Origin of the sequence: Microbacterium sp. NPDC087591 (assembly GCF_044743625.1) — a bacterium.
Classification (GTDB): domain Bacteria; phylum Actinomycetota; class Actinomycetes; order Actinomycetales; family Microbacteriaceae; genus Microbacterium.
On record NZ_JBIUWU010000002.1, the window covers coordinates 462,368 to 477,293 of the forward strand.

Annotated in this window: 15 protein-coding genes and 1 tRNA gene; 9 read left to right on the forward strand and 7 right to left on the reverse strand. The window is 67.8% G+C overall.

Annotated elements, in window-relative coordinates; genetic code table 11:
- Positions 1 to 34: 34 nt before the first annotated feature.
- Positions 35 to 457: a YchJ family protein gene (locus ACIOVG_RS12805; RefSeq protein WP_400873892.1), complete on the reverse strand. Its 423-nt coding sequence runs from the start codon at positions 455 to 457 to the stop codon at positions 35 to 37.
- 41 nt (positions 458 to 498) lie between these two features.
- On the opposite strand from ACIOVG_RS12805, the gene ACIOVG_RS12810 reads away from it, so the two are divergent.
- Entirely contained in the window at positions 499 to 1,347 is an 849-nt protein-coding gene (locus ACIOVG_RS12810; protein WP_400873895.1) for an aldo/keto reductase, read from the forward strand.
- 12 nt (positions 1,348 to 1,359) lie between these two features.
- Here ACIOVG_RS12810 and ACIOVG_RS12815 read toward each other — a convergent pair whose 3' ends face one another.
- Positions 1,360 to 2,196: a helix-turn-helix transcriptional regulator gene (locus tag ACIOVG_RS12815; protein ID WP_400873898.1), complete on the reverse strand. Its 837-nt coding sequence runs from the start codon at positions 2,194 to 2,196 to the stop codon at positions 1,360 to 1,362.
- 100 nt (positions 2,197 to 2,296) lie between these two features.
- Between ACIOVG_RS12815 and ACIOVG_RS12820 the strand changes: the two genes are divergently transcribed.
- Entirely contained in the window at positions 2,297 to 3,061 is a 765-nt protein-coding gene (locus ACIOVG_RS12820) for an SDR family oxidoreductase (RefSeq protein ID WP_400873901.1), read from the forward strand.
- A gap of 25 nt (positions 3,062 to 3,086) precedes the next feature.
- On the opposite strand, the gene ACIOVG_RS12825 is transcribed toward ACIOVG_RS12820, so the two are convergent.
- The 4 genes from ACIOVG_RS12825 to ACIOVG_RS12840 form a co-directional block, all read right to left on the reverse strand.
- On the reverse strand, positions 3,087 to 4,040 hold the full coding sequence (locus ACIOVG_RS12825) for an L-lactate dehydrogenase (RefSeq protein ID WP_400873904.1): 954 nt from the start codon (positions 4,038 to 4,040) through the stop codon (positions 3,087 to 3,089).
- A 49-nt stretch (positions 4,041 to 4,089) separates the two neighbouring features.
- Positions 4,090 to 4,335 carry a hypothetical protein gene (locus tag ACIOVG_RS12830; RefSeq protein WP_400873907.1) on the reverse strand — a complete coding sequence of 82 codons (246 nt, stop codon included), beginning with the start codon at positions 4,333 to 4,335 and terminating at the stop codon, positions 4,090 to 4,092.
- Positions 4,336 to 4,861: 526 nt separating this feature from the next.
- A complete protein-coding gene (locus ACIOVG_RS12835) occupies positions 4,862 to 5,578 on the reverse strand; it encodes a VIT family protein (RefSeq protein WP_400873910.1) in 717 nt (238 codons plus the stop codon).
- The gene (locus tag ACIOVG_RS12840) at positions 5,575 to 6,000 is read right to left on the reverse strand and encodes a DUF1003 domain-containing protein (RefSeq protein ID WP_400874786.1); all 426 of its coding nucleotides are present in this window, start codon (positions 5,998 to 6,000) and stop codon (positions 5,575 to 5,577) included. The genes ACIOVG_RS12835 and ACIOVG_RS12840 overlap by 4 nt, the downstream gene beginning before the upstream one ends.
- A 111-nt stretch (positions 6,001 to 6,111) precedes the next feature.
- On the opposite strand from ACIOVG_RS12840, the gene ACIOVG_RS12845 reads away from it, so the two are divergent.
- The 6 genes from ACIOVG_RS12845 (at position 6,112) to ACIOVG_RS12870 (ending at position 11,915) form a co-directional block, all read left to right on the forward strand.
- A complete protein-coding gene (locus ACIOVG_RS12845) occupies positions 6,112 to 6,843 on the forward strand; it encodes an ABC transporter ATP-binding protein (RefSeq protein ID WP_400873913.1) in 732 nt (243 codons plus the stop codon).
- Positions 6,840 to 8,180 (forward strand): FtsX-like permease family protein, encoded by a 1,341-nt coding sequence (locus ACIOVG_RS12850; protein WP_400873916.1) that lies wholly within the window; start codon positions 6,840 to 6,842, stop codon positions 8,178 to 8,180. The genes ACIOVG_RS12845 and ACIOVG_RS12850 overlap by 4 nt, the downstream gene beginning before the upstream one ends.
- Before the next feature lie 128 nt (positions 8,181 to 8,308).
- Positions 8,309 to 9,217, forward strand: coding sequence for an ABC transporter ATP-binding protein (locus ACIOVG_RS12855; RefSeq protein ID WP_400873919.1), 909 nt, complete (start codon positions 8,309 to 8,311; stop codon positions 9,215 to 9,217).
- Positions 9,218 to 9,239: 22 nt separating this feature from the next.
- On the forward strand, positions 9,240 to 10,046 hold the full coding sequence (locus tag ACIOVG_RS12860) for an ABC transporter permease (protein WP_400873922.1): 807 nt from the start codon (positions 9,240 to 9,242) through the stop codon (positions 10,044 to 10,046).
- A gap of 16 nt (positions 10,047 to 10,062) precedes the next feature.
- On the forward strand, positions 10,063 to 11,256 hold the full coding sequence (locus ACIOVG_RS12865; protein ID WP_400873925.1) for a sensor histidine kinase: 1,194 nt from the start codon (positions 10,063 to 10,065) through the stop codon (positions 11,254 to 11,256).
- Positions 11,253 to 11,915 (forward strand): response regulator, encoded by a 663-nt coding sequence (locus ACIOVG_RS12870; RefSeq protein ID WP_400873928.1) that lies wholly within the window; start codon positions 11,253 to 11,255, stop codon positions 11,913 to 11,915. Before ACIOVG_RS12865 ends, ACIOVG_RS12870 begins: the two co-directional genes overlap by 4 nt.
- Before the next feature lie 43 nt (positions 11,916 to 11,958).
- Here ACIOVG_RS12870 and ACIOVG_RS12875 read toward each other — a convergent pair.
- Positions 11,959 to 12,031 (reverse strand) — tRNA-Val (locus ACIOVG_RS12875).
- A gap of 154 nt (positions 12,032 to 12,185) precedes the next feature.
- Between ACIOVG_RS12875 and aceE the strand changes: the two genes are divergently transcribed.
- Positions 12,186 to 14,912: a pyruvate dehydrogenase (acetyl-transferring), homodimeric type gene (aceE, locus tag ACIOVG_RS12880; RefSeq protein ID WP_400873931.1), complete on the forward strand. Its 2,727-nt coding sequence runs from the start codon at positions 12,186 to 12,188 to the stop codon at positions 14,910 to 14,912.
- The last annotated feature ends 14 nt before the right edge of the window (positions 14,913 to 14,926 follow it).

Consider the following 14,926-nt stretch of genomic DNA (forward strand, 5'->3'; position numbering starts at 1 on the left):
GTCCCAATCTATCCTCTGGGATGACTCTCGCCCATCACCGCACATCGCCGTCGAGGTAGAGCCATCGGCGGTCCTCCCGCACGAAGCGGCTGCGTTCACGCAAGGACCCGCGAGCCTCGCCCTGGCGCCAGTACGCCTCGAACTCCACGACGCCTTCGTGGTCGAAGGGGCCGCCACCGTCGCGGGCAAGGATCACCAGCCGTCGCCATTCGAGGTCGGGCTCGATCTCGAGCGTCCGCGGCCGCGTCGAGGGATGCCAGGTGGCGCTCAGATGCTCCACGTCCGCCACCACGAATGCCGTGTAACGCGAACGCATCAACCGCTCCGCGGTCGGCGCGGCAGCACCGCGCAGCAGTGGAGCGCAGCAGGCCCCGAACAGATCGCCCGAGTTGCAGGGGCAGCGCGCGGAGTCGTCCGGCGCCTCGTCATGTGCCGCAACGCGGCCCGTCGTCGTCACCGCCCCAGCGTACGCTGAGGGCACACGTCAGAAGGAGCATCGTGAGCACTCAGCCCGTCATCCCCTCGTTCACCGCACACAACGGCTTCGCCCTGCCGGCGATCGGTCTGGGCACCTACGCCCTGAACGGCGATGCCGGAGCGGCAGCCGTCGCCGGCGCGATCGGCGCGGGATACCGACTGATCGATTCCGCCTTCAACTACGAGAACGAGGGCTCCGTCGGGCGCGGCGTCGCCGAGTCCGACGTCGCCCGTGACGAGATCATCGTGACGACCAAGCTGCCCGGTCGCCACCATCCCTCCGAGAAGGCACGCACGAGCATCGAGGAGAGCCGTTCACGACTCGGCCTCGACGTCACAGATCTGCACCTGATCCACTGGCCGAACCCCAGCCAGGACGAGTACGTGCAGGCATGGGCCGCGCTGGTCGACGCACAGGCCCGCGGCGTCGTGCGGCAGATCGGCGTCTCGAACTTCCTCCCCGAGCACCTGGAGCGCATCGAGAAGGAGACCGGTGTGAGACCGGTCGTGAACCAGATCGAGGTCCACCCCTTCTTCCCGCAGGAGGAGCAGATCGCGTATCACCGCGAGCACGGCATCCTCACCGAGGCCTGGAGCCCGCTCGGTCGGGCCCGCGCGCTCCTGGAGGAACAGGCCGTCATCGATGTCGCGGCGGCGCACGACATCACCCCCGCGCAGACCGTGCTCGCCTGGCATGTCGCCCGCGGCACCGTCTCGATCCCGAAGGCGTCGTCGCTCGAGCACCAGATCTCCAACCTGGCCTCCGCCGAAGTGGTGCTCGACGACGCAGAGGTCGCGGCGATCACCGCCCTCGGTCGCGCGGACGGACGCCTGTTCGGCGCCGACCCCCGCACGCACAAAGAGTCCTGAGACGGGTCGCGCTCAGACGACCTGGGTGCCGATCACGCGGAGGAGCTCGAGCTTGCTCGCCGCTTCGCTCCCTGGGGCGGCGGTGAGCACGATGAGCGCCTGGGACTCGTCTTCGGTGAACAGCGCCTGGCAATCCACCTCGATCGCTCCGAGCTCCGGGTGGATCAGCACCTTGTGCTGCTCGAAGCGACGCCCGACCTCGTGGATGCTCCAGAGCTCTGCGAACTCCGCGCTGCGCTCGACGAGCTCCTTGGCGATGTCGGCCGCGCGGGAGCGTGTGCCCAGCACACCGTGCGCCGCGCGCAACGAGGCGACGAGCGCACGACTCTGGCGCGCGTGAGCCTCTTCGGGATACCGCCGACGTTCCTCCTCCGGGCGCGCGAACCAGCGGTAGATGCCGCTGCGGTCGAGGCCGGTCAGCGCACTCGCATCGCCGAGCAGGGCACGGGCGGTCTCGTTCTGCACCAGTACTTCATCGAGCACCGAGACTACGAAGGCGGGGGTGTCGTGCAGACGGTCGAGCACGCGCAGGATGCCGGGACGCACGTAGTCGGTGGCACCCACCCTGTCAGGTGCGCTGTGACCGCAGACGCGGTACAGGTAGTCGCGCTCGTCCGACGTCAATCGCAATGCGCGAGCGAGTGAAGCCAGGATCTGGGCGCTCGGCTGCGGACCGCGTCGCTGCTCGAGACGCGTGTAGTAGTCCGTCGACATCGCAGCCAGCTGCGCCACCTCTTCGCGGCGCAGCCCGACGGTACGGCGTCGCACCCCTGCGCTCAGGCCCACGTCGGACGGGCTCAGGGCCTCGCGCCGCCGCAGCAGGAACTCGGCCAGTGCATCTCGATCCATCCCTGCAGTATCCCCCGCACCGCTGACCGCATCCAGGGACGGCCGATCCCTGGATCGACGCTCTCTGGAGCGATCAGGGCCCCGGCTGGAGAGTGGAGTCATGAACATCAGCGGAAACACCATCTTCATCCCCGGGGCGACCAGTGGCATCGGACTCGCACTCGCTCACCAGCTCCGCGCCAAGGGCAACACGGTGATCGTCGGCGGCCGGCGCACCGCGCTGCTCGACGCGATCGCCGCGGACGGGTCCGGCCTGCACACGGTGCCGATCGACACGACCGATGCCGCCAGCATCGCGACAGCCGCCCGCGCGGTGATCGACGCGCATCCGGACCTGAACGTGATCATCACGATGGCGGGCATCATGCACGTCGAGGACTGGTCGACACCGTCCGGTTTCCTGGAGACGGCGGAGCAGACCGTCACCACCAACGTCCTGGGGCCGATCCGGCTCATCGGCGCCTTCATCGAGCATCTGCGCAGCGTGCCGGATGCCACGATCATGACCGTCTCCTCCGGCCTCGCCTTCACCCCGCTGCGCGCGACGCCGACGTACAACGCCAGCAAGGCCGCGATCCACATGCTGAGCGAATCGCTCCGTCTGCAGCTCGCCGGTTCCAGCGTGAAGGTGGTCGAGCTGGAACCGCCGGCCGTGCGGACGTCGTTGATGCCGGGTCAGGAGGAGAGTGCGTTCGCGATGCCGCTCGACGACTTCGTCAGCGAGGTCGTCGAGTTGATCGAGACGCACCCCGAGGCGACCGAGATCCAGGTCGAGAACGTCAAGTTCCTCCGATACGGAGAAGCCCGCGGCGACTATGCGCAGGTGGTGGCGACACTGAACCACCTCGACCCGCACGGGAGATGACCGGGCCGCCGCGCCCTGGTCGGACTCAGCCGCGCAGTGACGCGGCGACGCCGGCGAGAGCGTCGGCGGAATGGCGCAGGAGACCGAGCTCCTCGTCGGAGAAGGTCGTGTTCCGGATCGGGATGGCGCCGGTCGCACTCACGATCGAGGGCACCGACAGCGCCACGCCGTCGAGCCCGTGGAAGTCGCGCAGCACCGTGCTGACGGGCATCACGGCATGCTCGTCGCGCAGGATCGCCTCGACGATGCGCGCGCTCGACAGTCCGATCGCATAGTTGGTCGCGCCCTTGCCCTGGATCACCTTGTAGGCGGCGTCGCGCACGTCGATCGCGATCGCGTCGAGCTCCTCGCGGCTGATCCGCGGATACCCCGGCATCTCCCAGTCCAGGATCGGCACGGTTCCGATCGTGGCGCGCGACCACAGCGGGAACTCGGTGTCGCCGTGCTCGCCGATGATGTGCGCATGCACGCTCGCCGTGGACACACCCGCGCGCTCGGCGAGCTTCCACCGCAGCCGGGAGGTGTCGAGCACTGTTCCGGAGGCGAAGATCCGCTCGGGCGGAAGCCCGGTCTCCTCCTGGGCCAACACCGTCAGCACGTCACAGGGATTCGTGACGATCACGTACACGGCGTGCGGCGCGACCTCGAGCAGCTGAGGCATCATCGTGCGGATGATGCCGGCATTGACCTCCGCCAGCTCGATGCGCGTCTGCCCAGGGCGCTGCTTCGCGCCGGCCGTGATCACGACGACGTGGGAGCCGGCCACCACCGAGATGTCACTGCCGCCGACGATGTCGCTCGTTCCGGTGAACTGCGTGCCGTGGGCGAGATCGAGAACCTCGGCCTCCACCTTCTCGGTCGCGATGTCGTAGAGCGCGACGTGTCGGGCGGAACCGCGGATGAGGGCGGCGTAGGCGACGCTGGACCCCACGCTCCCCGCGCCGACGACGGTGAGCTTCGAGTTCTCGATGATCTCCATGCCGACAGTCTCGCAGCCGGCGACGCTCCGACTCCAGCACCAGCCCGGATCAGTCGGCGATCGTCTCTCCGTCCGGCCGCTCGCGCGGCAGGCGCGTCTTTGCCGAGATCTCCGCTGCCGGGACCTGCGAGTGGTCACCCTCGCCCACCTCTATGCGTGCGGCCCGCCGCTCCAGCAGCGCAGCCGCCAGAAGGTTCGACTGCGGGTCGCGACCGGCCGCCGCCGCGCGACGGAACTCATCGGCCGCGGTGCGGAGAACCTCCGCCTTGATGGCGCGGATGTCGTCGTCGTGCACTTGTGTTTACCAACTTCGTGTTCAGGGGCAGGACTCATTCATCGGACCTGGCCCCTGATCCACGCATCGTGCTGTTCTGTCGATCGCATGCCACCGCAACTACATGTCGCGATGGCACACCGAGTAGCGCTCCGAGAATGACGCGACCCCTCCGCCGCGCGCATTCCAGGTCGTTCGGAGTCGAGGCGACAGCGATGCTCCGCGTTCCGACCGCTCATGAGAGCGAGAACAGACGCAGAGCTCCGCGATTCGACGACGCTCCCCAGACATGCAGCTACATGGCTTCGACCCTCTGTGCAGAGTCTCCGCGGAAAAAGCGTACGTCAAGAAAGTGTCTGAGACCAGCAAGAAGTTCGTCTTGAGGGATCCTTGAGGTGGTCGGAACAGGGTACTTCCTGCCGGATCCTCACCCTGCGATGTCGACGACTCTCCGCCCTCCACGGTCAGTCGTCGCCCTTGACCCGTCGGTCCACCTCCCGCGCCGCGGAGAACCTCAGCACGGTGTCGTCGGTGACCTCGCCCGGTGTCAGGCGACGCCGCTCGTCCCCAGCAACGTGCCGATCGCGAACGTGACCCCCAGCGCCAGCGCCCCGCCGATCACTACTCGGATCGTCGGCCTGAGCGGTGAGTTCCCCCCGATTCTGGCGCTGATGAAGCCGGTCAGCGCCAGCGCCACCAGCACGACGGCGAACGCGACCTGCACGCGAACCTCCGGAGGCGGCAACAGGATCGCCAGCAGCGGAAGCAGAGCTCCGAGCGCGAACGCCAGTGCCGACGAACCGGCCGCTGCCCACGGGCTGACGATGTGATCCTCGGTGATGCCCAGCTCTGCTTCGAGATGCGCGGTCAGTGGATCGTGCGCGGTGAGTTCCTCCGCCACGAGCCGTGCAGTCTCCGGTCGAAGACCTTTCGCCTCATAGATCCCCGTCAGCTCGTCCAGCTCGGTCGCCGGGTCGGATGCCAGCTCACCGCGCTCTTTCTCGATCAGCGCCTGCTGGCTGTCCCGTTGGCTGCTCACCGACACGTACTCCCCCAGCGCCATCGAGATCGCACCGCCCACGAGCCCGGCCACGCCCGCGGCGAGCAACGGTGCGGAATCGGTCGTCGCGCCGGCGACGCCCACCACGAGCGACGCGACCGACACGATGCCGTCATTCGCGCCCAGCACGCCCGCCCTGAGCCAGTTCAGCCGCCCGGCGAGATCGCCACGATGCGGTTCACCGGGATGCGTCGTCGATGTCATGCGTCCGCCCCCTGCCCGCGCGCGGCGCGCGAGGGAAGCTCCCTGCGAAGCTCCTGGAGCAGGGTCAGTTGCATCCTGTTGATCTCCATCAGTTCCTCGATCTCCTTCTTCGCCGCGAGGTTCGTCTCGTAGTCATGCTGGGCGAGGGCCGCCGCGATGGCATCCTGGCGCTTCGCTGCGATCAGCAGGATCGCACCCTGAAGACCGGCGAGCATGCTGAGGAACAGGTTGAGCAGGATGTACGGATACGGATCCCACCTCACCGCGGTGATGTTGATCGCGGCCCACGCGATCATGAACAGCAGGAACCCGCCGATGAACAACCACGAGCCCATGCCGTTTCGGAGCCGGTCAGCCGCCCGCTCGCCGCGAGTGAGCTGCTCTGCCTGTGCGGAATGCCAGTTCGTGAGAGGTCGGGTCATCATCGGGCCAGAGTACGCCCGGGGCCTCGCCCGGCATCTCTGCCGGGTCGTGCCCCCACATCAACCCGTGGGTGGTGGTGGACGATCTGGACCGTTTCTACCGTTGACAGCATGGCGAGAATCAGCGGGAGAAGTACCGGCCGCGCGTGCGGTGGCGAGGCGCGAATCGCGGGCATCGACCTGACGCATCGCTACGGTTCGACCGTTGCCCTGGATGCTGTCGCCGTGTCGATCCGGGACGGCGAGTCGGTGGCCATCATGGGACCATCCGGTTCCGGTAAGAGCACGCTGCTTCACGTGCTCGCCGGGATCGTTCGGCCTGACGCCGGCACGGTGATGCTGCGCACAGCACGAGGCACAGTGGATATCGCGACGATGAAGGATCGCGAGCGGTCCGCGCTGAGGTTGACGGAGTTCGGCTTCGTCTTCCAACAGGGGATGCTCATTCCGGAACTGACGGCTGCCGAGAACGTCGCTCTGCCGTTGCTGTTGAACGGCGCGCGCAGGACGGAAGCCGCTCACACAGCCGAGAACCTCCTCGACGAGCTGGGACTTCACGGGATCAGCGGACGACGGATCGGGCAGCTCTCCGGTGGGCAGGCGCAGCGTGTGGCCATCGCGAGAGCGCGGGCGACGCAGGCGCGGGTGATCTTCGCTGATGAGCCGACCGGCGCGCTCGATTCGCGCACGGCGTCCGACGTTCTCGGTGCGCTTCTCGCCGCCACCGCGGAGCGCGGGTGCTCGTTGGTCGTGGTGACGCACGACGAGGACGTGGCAGCGCGGTGCGATCGGGTGCTCCGTCTGCGCGACGGTCGGATCGATGGCGACGAGGCGGCGCGATGAGGTGGAGGGTGCTCTCGGTGCTGCTTCGCCCCTCACCCGGTGATGCGTTCACGCTGGTGCTGCCCATCCTCGCGTCGGCGATGGTCGGGACGGTGACGTACTTCGCGGTCGCGTTGGCCAGACTGTTCTGGGTCGCGCCCGACGACGGGTTCGGGCAGTACAAGATCCTCGCAGCAGGTCTCCTGGCCGTGCTCGTGGTGCCGGCAGCGACCATGGGATCCTCGGCGGCCCGCCTGTCCGTGCGCCGCAGGGAAGACCGGCTGGCGGTGCTCCGTCTGCTCGGCGCATCGTCGGGGTGGGTGCGCGGCATCACCATGATCGAAGCATCTCTGCTCGCTCTGGTGGGGGCGATCGCGGGGCTTCTCGGATACGCAGCGCTGGCTCCCACCCTCACCTTCATCGCGGTCGGCGGGAGGTCCGCTCCGCTGGCGGAGATCTGGCTTCCGGTGTGGGTGCTCTGCCTGATGCTCGTCGCGCTGACAGGCGTGTCGACGCTCAGCGCCGCGGCGGGGTTGCGCCGGGTGATCGTCTCGCCGCTGGGTGTCCGGATGCGGGCGAACGCCCCTCGGCTACATCGGGCCCGGCTTCTGGTGGGCGTCGCGGTCTTCGCCGGCGGGATCATCCTGCTGCAGCTCTCGTCCGCGAGCTGGGGCGCTGTCGGGATCACCGTGGCGATCGTGGTCGTGCTGGTGGCGGTGATGGCCGCGCTGAACGTCGTCGGGCCGTTCCTGACCGGAGTGGTCGCGCAGCGACGGCTCGCTCGTGCCCGGACAGCTGAGGACCTGATCGCCGCGCGCAGCGTGCTCGAGTCTCCCGCGGCGGCCTGGCGGCAGGTGTCCGGCGTGGCGCTGGCGACGTTCATCGCCGTGCCGACCGGGTCGGTGCTCGGCTTCCTGCACATGGTGCAGAACGGGTCCACGGTGCTGGCGCCGGAACAACTCGTGTTCTTCGGCGACATCCGAACGGTCGTCGTCGCCGCGGTCGCCGTATCCTACCTGCTGGTGGCATGCTCCGTCGGCGTGACCCACGCTGCGTCCGTGCTCGAACGCCGGCGCCTGTACGTCGCTCTCGACCGAGTGGGCATGCCCAGACGGGTGATGGAACGGTCCCGCCGGTCGGCCGTCGCCTCTCCGCTGCTCGTCGCCGCGATTCTCCCCGCCGCGACCGCGTCGGTGCTGTTCGCCCCCGTGGTGGCGGTGTCGACGTTCACCGCGCCGTTGTTCATCGTGACCGTCATCGCGTGCATCGTGCTCGGCGTCCTGCTCGTGCTGCTCGGACTCACGGCGACGAGTCCGGTTCTGCGGCGCGTTCTCCGGGAACCGGACCGCGCGCTCTAGGGCTTCCCTCGCGCGGCCGGCATCCGGTCTCGCACCGGAAACATCAACCCGTGGGTGGTGGGAGCGGACTCCGCGGCTTTCTAGCGTGGAAGCACGCCCATCAGACACGGCAGATCGAAGGAGTCCCCATGACGATCGAGGTTCGCAATCTCAGCAAACGGTACGGCGACCGCTACGCCGTCCGAGACCTGTCGTTCACCGTGCTGCCCGGCAAGGTCACGGGTTTCCTCGGTCCCAACGGCGCGGGGAAGTCGACGACGATGCGCGCGATCGTCGGCCTCGACCGACCGACCGCCGGTCAGGCGCTCATCGATGGAAGGTCGTACGCCTCCTACCAGGATCCCCTGCAGCAGGTGGGTGCGCTCCTCGACGCGAAGGCGGCCCACAGATCACGCACGGCCTGGAACTACCTCACCTCCATCGCGGCCACCCACCACATCCCGAGATCGCGAGTCGATGAGGTGCTCGATGCGACCGGACTGACCTCGGTGGCGAGGAAGAAGGTGGGCGGGTTCTCGCTGGGCATGGGCCAGCGACTCGGCATCGCCGCGGCGCTCCTGGGCGATCCGTCGACGCTGATCCTCGACGAGCCGGTGAACGGTCTCGACCCGGAGGGCGTGACCTGGGTGCGCACCCTGTTGGATGCGCTCGCGACCGAGGGGCGCACCGTCTTCCTGTCGTCGCACCTGCTCAGCGAGCTCGCACTGATCGCGGATCACGTCGTCATCATCGGACGCGGCGAGATCCTCGCCGACTCGCCGCTCGACGCACTCACCACCGGTGGCCAGAGCAGAGTCCGCGTCCGCACGACCGACACGACCGCATTGAGCAACCGGCTCGCGACGCCGGGAGTGGCGATCACGTCGTCGGAGAGAGAGCTGCTGGAGATCGACGGACTCACCACCGAGCAGATCGCTCGCGCGGCGCAGGAGGCGGACATCCTTCTGACGGAGTTGACACCTCTCCACCAGACCCTGGAGGACGCCTACAACGCCCTGACACACGACGCCGTCGAGTACGCCTCCACCGGGCATTGAGATCAGGACCGTAGAAAGGACCATGATGACCGCTCTCACCACGTCGGCACAGGGCACAGGAGCACGGGTCGACCTCATCGGGACGATCCACTCCGAATGGATCAAGTTCCGAGGACTCACCTCGAACATCGCACTCGCCGGATTCGCGCTGTTGCTGCTCATCGCGAACGGCGTCGCGATGCCGTGGGCGTACGTGTTCCGCGATCGCGGTTCACCTCAGGCCGACTACGACGCGTACGCGGAGATGATCGTCGACAAGACCGGCTATGTCGGTGTCGTCCTCGCCGTTCTCGCTGTCCTTCTGGTGACCAACGAGTACCGGTCCGGTCAGATCAGGACGACGCTGCTGTCGATCCCCTCTCGCGTTCCGGCTCTGATGTCGAAGGCGACGATCATCGCCGCGGTGTCCTTCGTCATCGGTGTGATCAGCTCGCTCATCGGATTCGCCGTCGCACCGACGATCCTCACCGGGGGCGGATACAGCTACCAGCTGGAGGCGCCCGACGCTCTCCGGTTGATCGGGAGCTCCGGGCTCTACCTGGCCACCCTGAGCATCATCGGCATCGCGATCGGCTCGCTCATCAGAAACGTGGTCGCATCGGTCCTGACGACGATCGTGTTCCTGGTCGTCGCCCCGGTGATCCCGCAGATGTTCTCGGAATACGGCACAGAGATCACCCGCTTCTTCCCGATCCAGGCAGGGTCGTTCCTTCTGGCACCGCACGGGACGGATCCGATGGGACCATGGGGCGGATATCTCGTACTCGCGGCATGGACGATCACCCTGTTCACCGCAGCCGCGATCACCCTCAAACGACGAGACGCATGACCGATAGGGTGGCACGGTGATCGACGCCGGCGACCTCGGTAGGCCGCAGAACGACGTGATGCGCTGGTTCCGGACGCATCCGCTCATCGTCGACGTACTGATGGTCGTCGCCAGCCTCTGCCTTTCCGCGCTTCCGCTCGCGTTGACCGACCAGCGCCCCCTCTGGCCGGGCATCCTGACCACCTGCGCCGCGTCCGCGCTGTTGTTCTGGCGCCGTCGAGCACCCTTCCTCACCGTCTGCGGCACAGCGCTGATCGGCGCCGTCGGAAGCGGGATCTCACCCGAAGTCGGAGCGCAGAGCCTCCCGTTCGCCTTTGCGCTGTACGCGCTCGCCGCCCGCCGCTCGTTCCCCCGCGCCGCATCCGGCTACGTGATCGGCGTCACGTTCCCCGCACTGAGTGCCCTCGGCATGTGGTTCGCAGAGGGGCGCACCTTCTCCCCGCTGCTTCTCGACCCGTTCGCACTCGTCGCCCTGTCGCTCGGGCTGGCCGTGCAGAACCGCCGACAGCGCCGCGAAGCGCTGACAGCGCTCGTCGAGCAGCAGATGGAGAACGCGCGGGCCGTCGAACGCAATCGGATCGCCGCCGAGATGCACGACGCCGTCGCTCACTCCCTCACTGTCATGATCGCCCTTGCCGACGGCGCCTCGACCGGGTGGGAGAAGCATCCGGAACGCTCCGCGACCGCGCTCCGGAATCTGAGCGGGGTGGGACGGACGGCCCTCACCGACATGCGGCGCATCCTCCATCTGCTCCGCGACAGCGACACAGACCTCGCAGAGGCGCTGCACCATTCCGGTCACAACCTCCCCCGCCTGGACGAGCTCGTCGACGTCTTCCGCAGCGCCGGACTCCCGGTCCACGTGATCCGCGTCGGCACGGCGATCCCGGACGACCCGACGCTGAGCACCACGATCTTCCGCATCACCCAGGAAGCTCTCACGAATGCCCTGCGATACGCAGCGGGAGCCACCCGGGTCGACGTGCGGATCGAGTCCGACGGGGACACGGTCTCGCTCACGGTCACCGACGACGGACACGCGACAGCCTCGGATGCACTGCCCCAGGGCAGCGGCAGAGGGCTGCAGGGCATCGCTGAGCGCGCAGCCGCGTTCGCGGGAGCCAGCAGCAGCGGACCGCTCGCCACGGGCGGGTGGCGCACCACGGCCACCCTGCGGCTCGACGACGAAAGCGAGACGGAACCCTCATGAGTCCGACTCCGGTGCGCGTGCTCGTGGTCGACGACCAGCCCCTCGTGCGCATGGGCAACGCGCTCGTCCTCGACAGCGCCGACGATATCGAGGTGGTCGCAGAAGCCGGCAGCGGTGAAGAGGGCATCGCCATGGCGAAGATGTGCAGGCCCGACGTCGTGCTCATGGACGTGCGCATGCCGGGCATCGGAGGCATCGCCGCCACCCGAGCGATCACCGCCGCACATCCCGACATCAGGGTCATCATCCTCACCACCTTCGACATCGACGAGTACGCCTTCGGCGGCCTCCAGGCGGGTGCGAGCGCCTTCCTCCTCAAGAGCAGCACTCCCGCGGCGCTCACCGCCGCCGTCCGCACGGTCGCCTCCGGAGACGGGGTCGTCGAGCCGCGCATCACCAAGCGGCTCATCGATCACTACGCACAACGCGCCCCCGCGTCCGGGGGCGACCATCGGCCTCCGCCGCTGGACCGTCTCACTCCACGCGAGCACGACGTGTTCCTGGCGATCGCCTCGGGACTCTCCAACCCCGAGATCAGCGCGCAGCTGCACCTCACGCCGGCGACGGTGAAGACGCACGTCAACCGCATCTTCGCGAAGCTCGGCGTGCGGGATCGCGTCCACGCGGTCATCCTGGCCTACACGCTCGAGATCGTCTGACGGTGCTCGTCCGGCGCGGAGCATGCGGGTGGAGAAGTAACGGTGGGCCCTGCCGGGATCGAACCGACGACATCCACGGTGTAAACGTGGCGCTCTACCAGCTGAGCTAAAGGCCCTGGTAGCCGACAGTCTATCGCGCCGCCGGTGCGCGACGGAGTCGTGGAACAGGGATAGGGTGAGGGAGGCACGCGTTGTGCACAGCCGACAAGGCTGCCCGCGTCGCTTCCCGTTTCATTGGCATGACCTGCCAGCTTGACGAAAGGCTCCCCCGTGACTGTGCACGACCAGGATCCGTATTCCCAGGGCCCCCAAGACAGCGATCCGGAAGAGACCGGCGAGTGGCAGCAGTCGCTCGATGAGCTGGTGGATGCCAAGGGCCACGGCCGTGGCCGCGAGATCATGCTCAGCCTGCTCAAGCGCTCCAAGGAGCTGCACCTGGGCGTGCCGATGGTCCCGACGACGGACTACATCAACACGATCGCGGCCGAGAACGAGCCCGAGTTCCCCGGCGATGAAGAGGTCGAGCGCCGTTACCGGGCGTGGATCCGCTGGAACGCCGCGATCACGGTCCACCGTGCGCAGCGCCCCGGCATCGGCGTCGGCGGACACATCTCCACCTACGCGTCTTCGGCTGCCCTGTACGAGGTCGGCTTCAACCACTTCTTCAAGGGCGCGGACCACCCGGGCGGTGGCGACCAGATCTTCATCCAGGGCCACGCCTCCCCCGGCACCTACGCACGCTCCTTCCTCGAAGGACGCCTGAGCGAGAACGAGCTCGACGGCTTCCGCCAGGAGAAGTCGCACGCGCCGCACGGGATCCCCTCGTACCCGCACCCGCGTCTCATGCCGGACTACTGGCAGTTCCCGACCGTGTCGATGGGCCTCGGCCCGATCAACGCCATCTACCAGGCGATGTCGAACAAGTACGTCGAGAACCGCGGCATCAAGGACACGTCTGCCTCTCATGTCTGGGCCTTCCTCGGCGATGGCGAGATGGACGAGGTCGAGAGCCGCGGACAGCTCCAGGTCGCAGCCAACGAGGGGCTCGACAACCTCACCTTCGTCGTCAACTGCAACCTGCAGCGCCTCGACGGCCCTGTGCGCGGGAACGGCAAGATCGTCCAGGAGCTCGAGTCCTTCTTCCGGGGCGCCGGCTGGAACGTCATCAAGGTGATCTGGGGTCGCGAGTGGGACGACCTGCTCACGCGCGACACCGAGGGTGCACTGCTCAACCTCATGAACGTCACGCCCGACGGCGACTTCCAGACATACAAGGCCGAGTCCGGCGCATACATCCGCGAGCACTTCTTCGGTCGCGACGAGCGCGCCGCAGCACTGGTCAAGGACTTCTCCGACGACGACATCTGGAACCTCAAGCGCGGTGGCCACGACTACCGCAAGGTCTACGCCGCATTCAAGGCCGCGACCGAGCACAAGGGCAAGCCCACCGTCATCCTCGCGAAGACCGTCAAGGGCTACGGCCTCGGTCCGCACTTCGAGGGCCGCAACGCGACCCACCAGATGAAGAAGATGACGCTGGACAACCTCAAGACGTTCCGCGACGCGATGCACATCCCGATCACGGATGCGCAGCTCGAGGAGAACCCGTACCTGCCCCCGTACTACAACCCGGGCCCTCAGGACGAGACCATCCAGTACATGCTCGAGCGTCGCCAGGCTCTGGGCGGCTTCCTCCCGGAGCGCCGCTCGACGCACGTGGGCCTCTCGCTGCCGGATGACGCGGCCTACGCGCTGCCCAAGAAGGGCTCCGGCACGCAGGAGATCGCCACGACCATGGCGTTCGTCCGTCTGCTGAAGGATCTGCTGCGCACCAAGGACTTCGGCCACCGCATCGTGCCGATCATCCCCGACGAGGCGCGCACGTTCGGCATGGACGCGTACTTCCCGACGGCGAAGATCTACAACCCGAACGGCCAGCACTACACGTCGGTCGACCGTGAGCTCCTCCTCGCCTACAAGGAGAGCCCTCAGGGTCAGATCGTGCACGTCGGCATCAACGAGGCCGGCGCCCTCGCGGCCTTCACGGCTGCCGGCACGTCTTATGCCACGCACGGCGAGCCGCTGATCCCGATCTACATCTTCTACTCGATGTTCGGCTTCCAGCGCACCGGCGACGCCCAGTGGGCCGCCGGCGACCAGATGGCCCGCGGGTTCATCATGGGCGCCACCGCCGGTCGCACCACCCTCACGGGTGAGGGCCTGCAGCACGCCGACGGACACTCGCACCTGCTCGCCGCCACCAACCCGGCGACGGTCTCGTACGACCCGGCCTACGGCTACGAGATCGCGCACATCGTGCGTTCGGGTCTCGAGCGCATGTACGGCGGAGAGCACGAGGACCCGAACGTGATGTACTACATCACGCTCTACAACGAGCCCATCGTGATGCCCGCAGAGCCGGCGGATGTCGACGTCGACGGCATCGTCCGCGGCATCCACCGCATCTCGGTCGGCGAGGGCGAGGGTCCCCGGGCTCAGCTCTTCTCGTCCGGAGTCGGTGTGCCGTGGGTCCTCGAGGCCCAGCAGCTGCTGAAGGACGACTGGGGCGTGGTGGCCGACGTGTGGTCCGTGACCTCATGGACCGAGCTGCGCCGCGACGGCCTGGCTGCCGACGAGCACAACTTCCTGCACCCCGAGGCAGAGCCGCGCACGGCGTACCTGACGCAGAAGCTGCAGGGCGCCGAGGGACCGGTCATCGCCGTCAGCGACTACATGCACGCCGTGCAGGACCAGATCCGTCCGTGGGTGCCGCAGCGCTTCGCCACGCTGGGCGCGGACGGCTTCGGCTTCTCCGACACCCGTGCGGCGGCGCGTCGCTTCTTCAAGATCGACGGCCCCTCGGTCGTCGTGCGCACCCTGCAGTCGCTCGCCGAGGATGGCGTCGTCGACCGTTCGCTCGCAGCGCAGGCGATCGAGAAGTACCGTCTGCACGACGTGAACGCCGGCACCAGCGGCAACGCAGGTGGCGAAAGCTGAGTCCTCGGTGACAG

What these genes read in the sequence shown, in the direction of transcription:
- ACIOVG_RS12815 (WP_400873898.1), bottom strand. Translation starts at nt 2,196, where the DNA reads ATGGATCGAGATGCACTGGCCGAGTTCCTGCTGCGGCGGCGCGAGGCC.
- ACIOVG_RS12820 (WP_400873901.1), top strand. Translation starts at nt 2,297, where the DNA reads ATGAACATCAGCGGAAACACCATCTTCATCCCCGGGGCGACCAGTGGC.
- ACIOVG_RS12825 (WP_400873904.1), bottom strand. Translation starts at nt 4,040, where the DNA reads ATGGAGATCATCGAGAACTCGAAGCTCACCGTCGTCGGCGCGGGGAGC.
- ACIOVG_RS12835 (WP_400873910.1), bottom strand. Translation starts at nt 5,578, where the DNA reads ATGACATCGACGACGCATCCCGGTGAACCGCATCGTGGCGATCTCGCC.
- ACIOVG_RS12840 (WP_400874786.1), bottom strand. Translation starts at nt 6,000, where the DNA reads ATGACCCGACCTCTCACGAACTGGCATTCCGCACAGGCAGAGCAGCTC.
- ACIOVG_RS12845 (WP_400873913.1), top strand. Translation starts at nt 6,112, where the DNA reads ATGGCGAGAATCAGCGGGAGAAGTACCGGCCGCGCGTGCGGTGGCGAG.
- ACIOVG_RS12850 (WP_400873916.1), top strand. Translation starts at nt 6,840, where the DNA reads ATGAGGTGGAGGGTGCTCTCGGTGCTGCTTCGCCCCTCACCCGGTGAT.
- ACIOVG_RS12855 (WP_400873919.1), top strand. Translation starts at nt 8,309, where the DNA reads ATGACGATCGAGGTTCGCAATCTCAGCAAACGGTACGGCGACCGCTAC.
- ACIOVG_RS12860 (WP_400873922.1), top strand. Translation starts at nt 9,240, where the DNA reads ATGATGACCGCTCTCACCACGTCGGCACAGGGCACAGGAGCACGGGTC.
- ACIOVG_RS12870 (WP_400873928.1), top strand. Translation starts at nt 11,253, where the DNA reads ATGAGTCCGACTCCGGTGCGCGTGCTCGTGGTCGACGACCAGCCCCTC.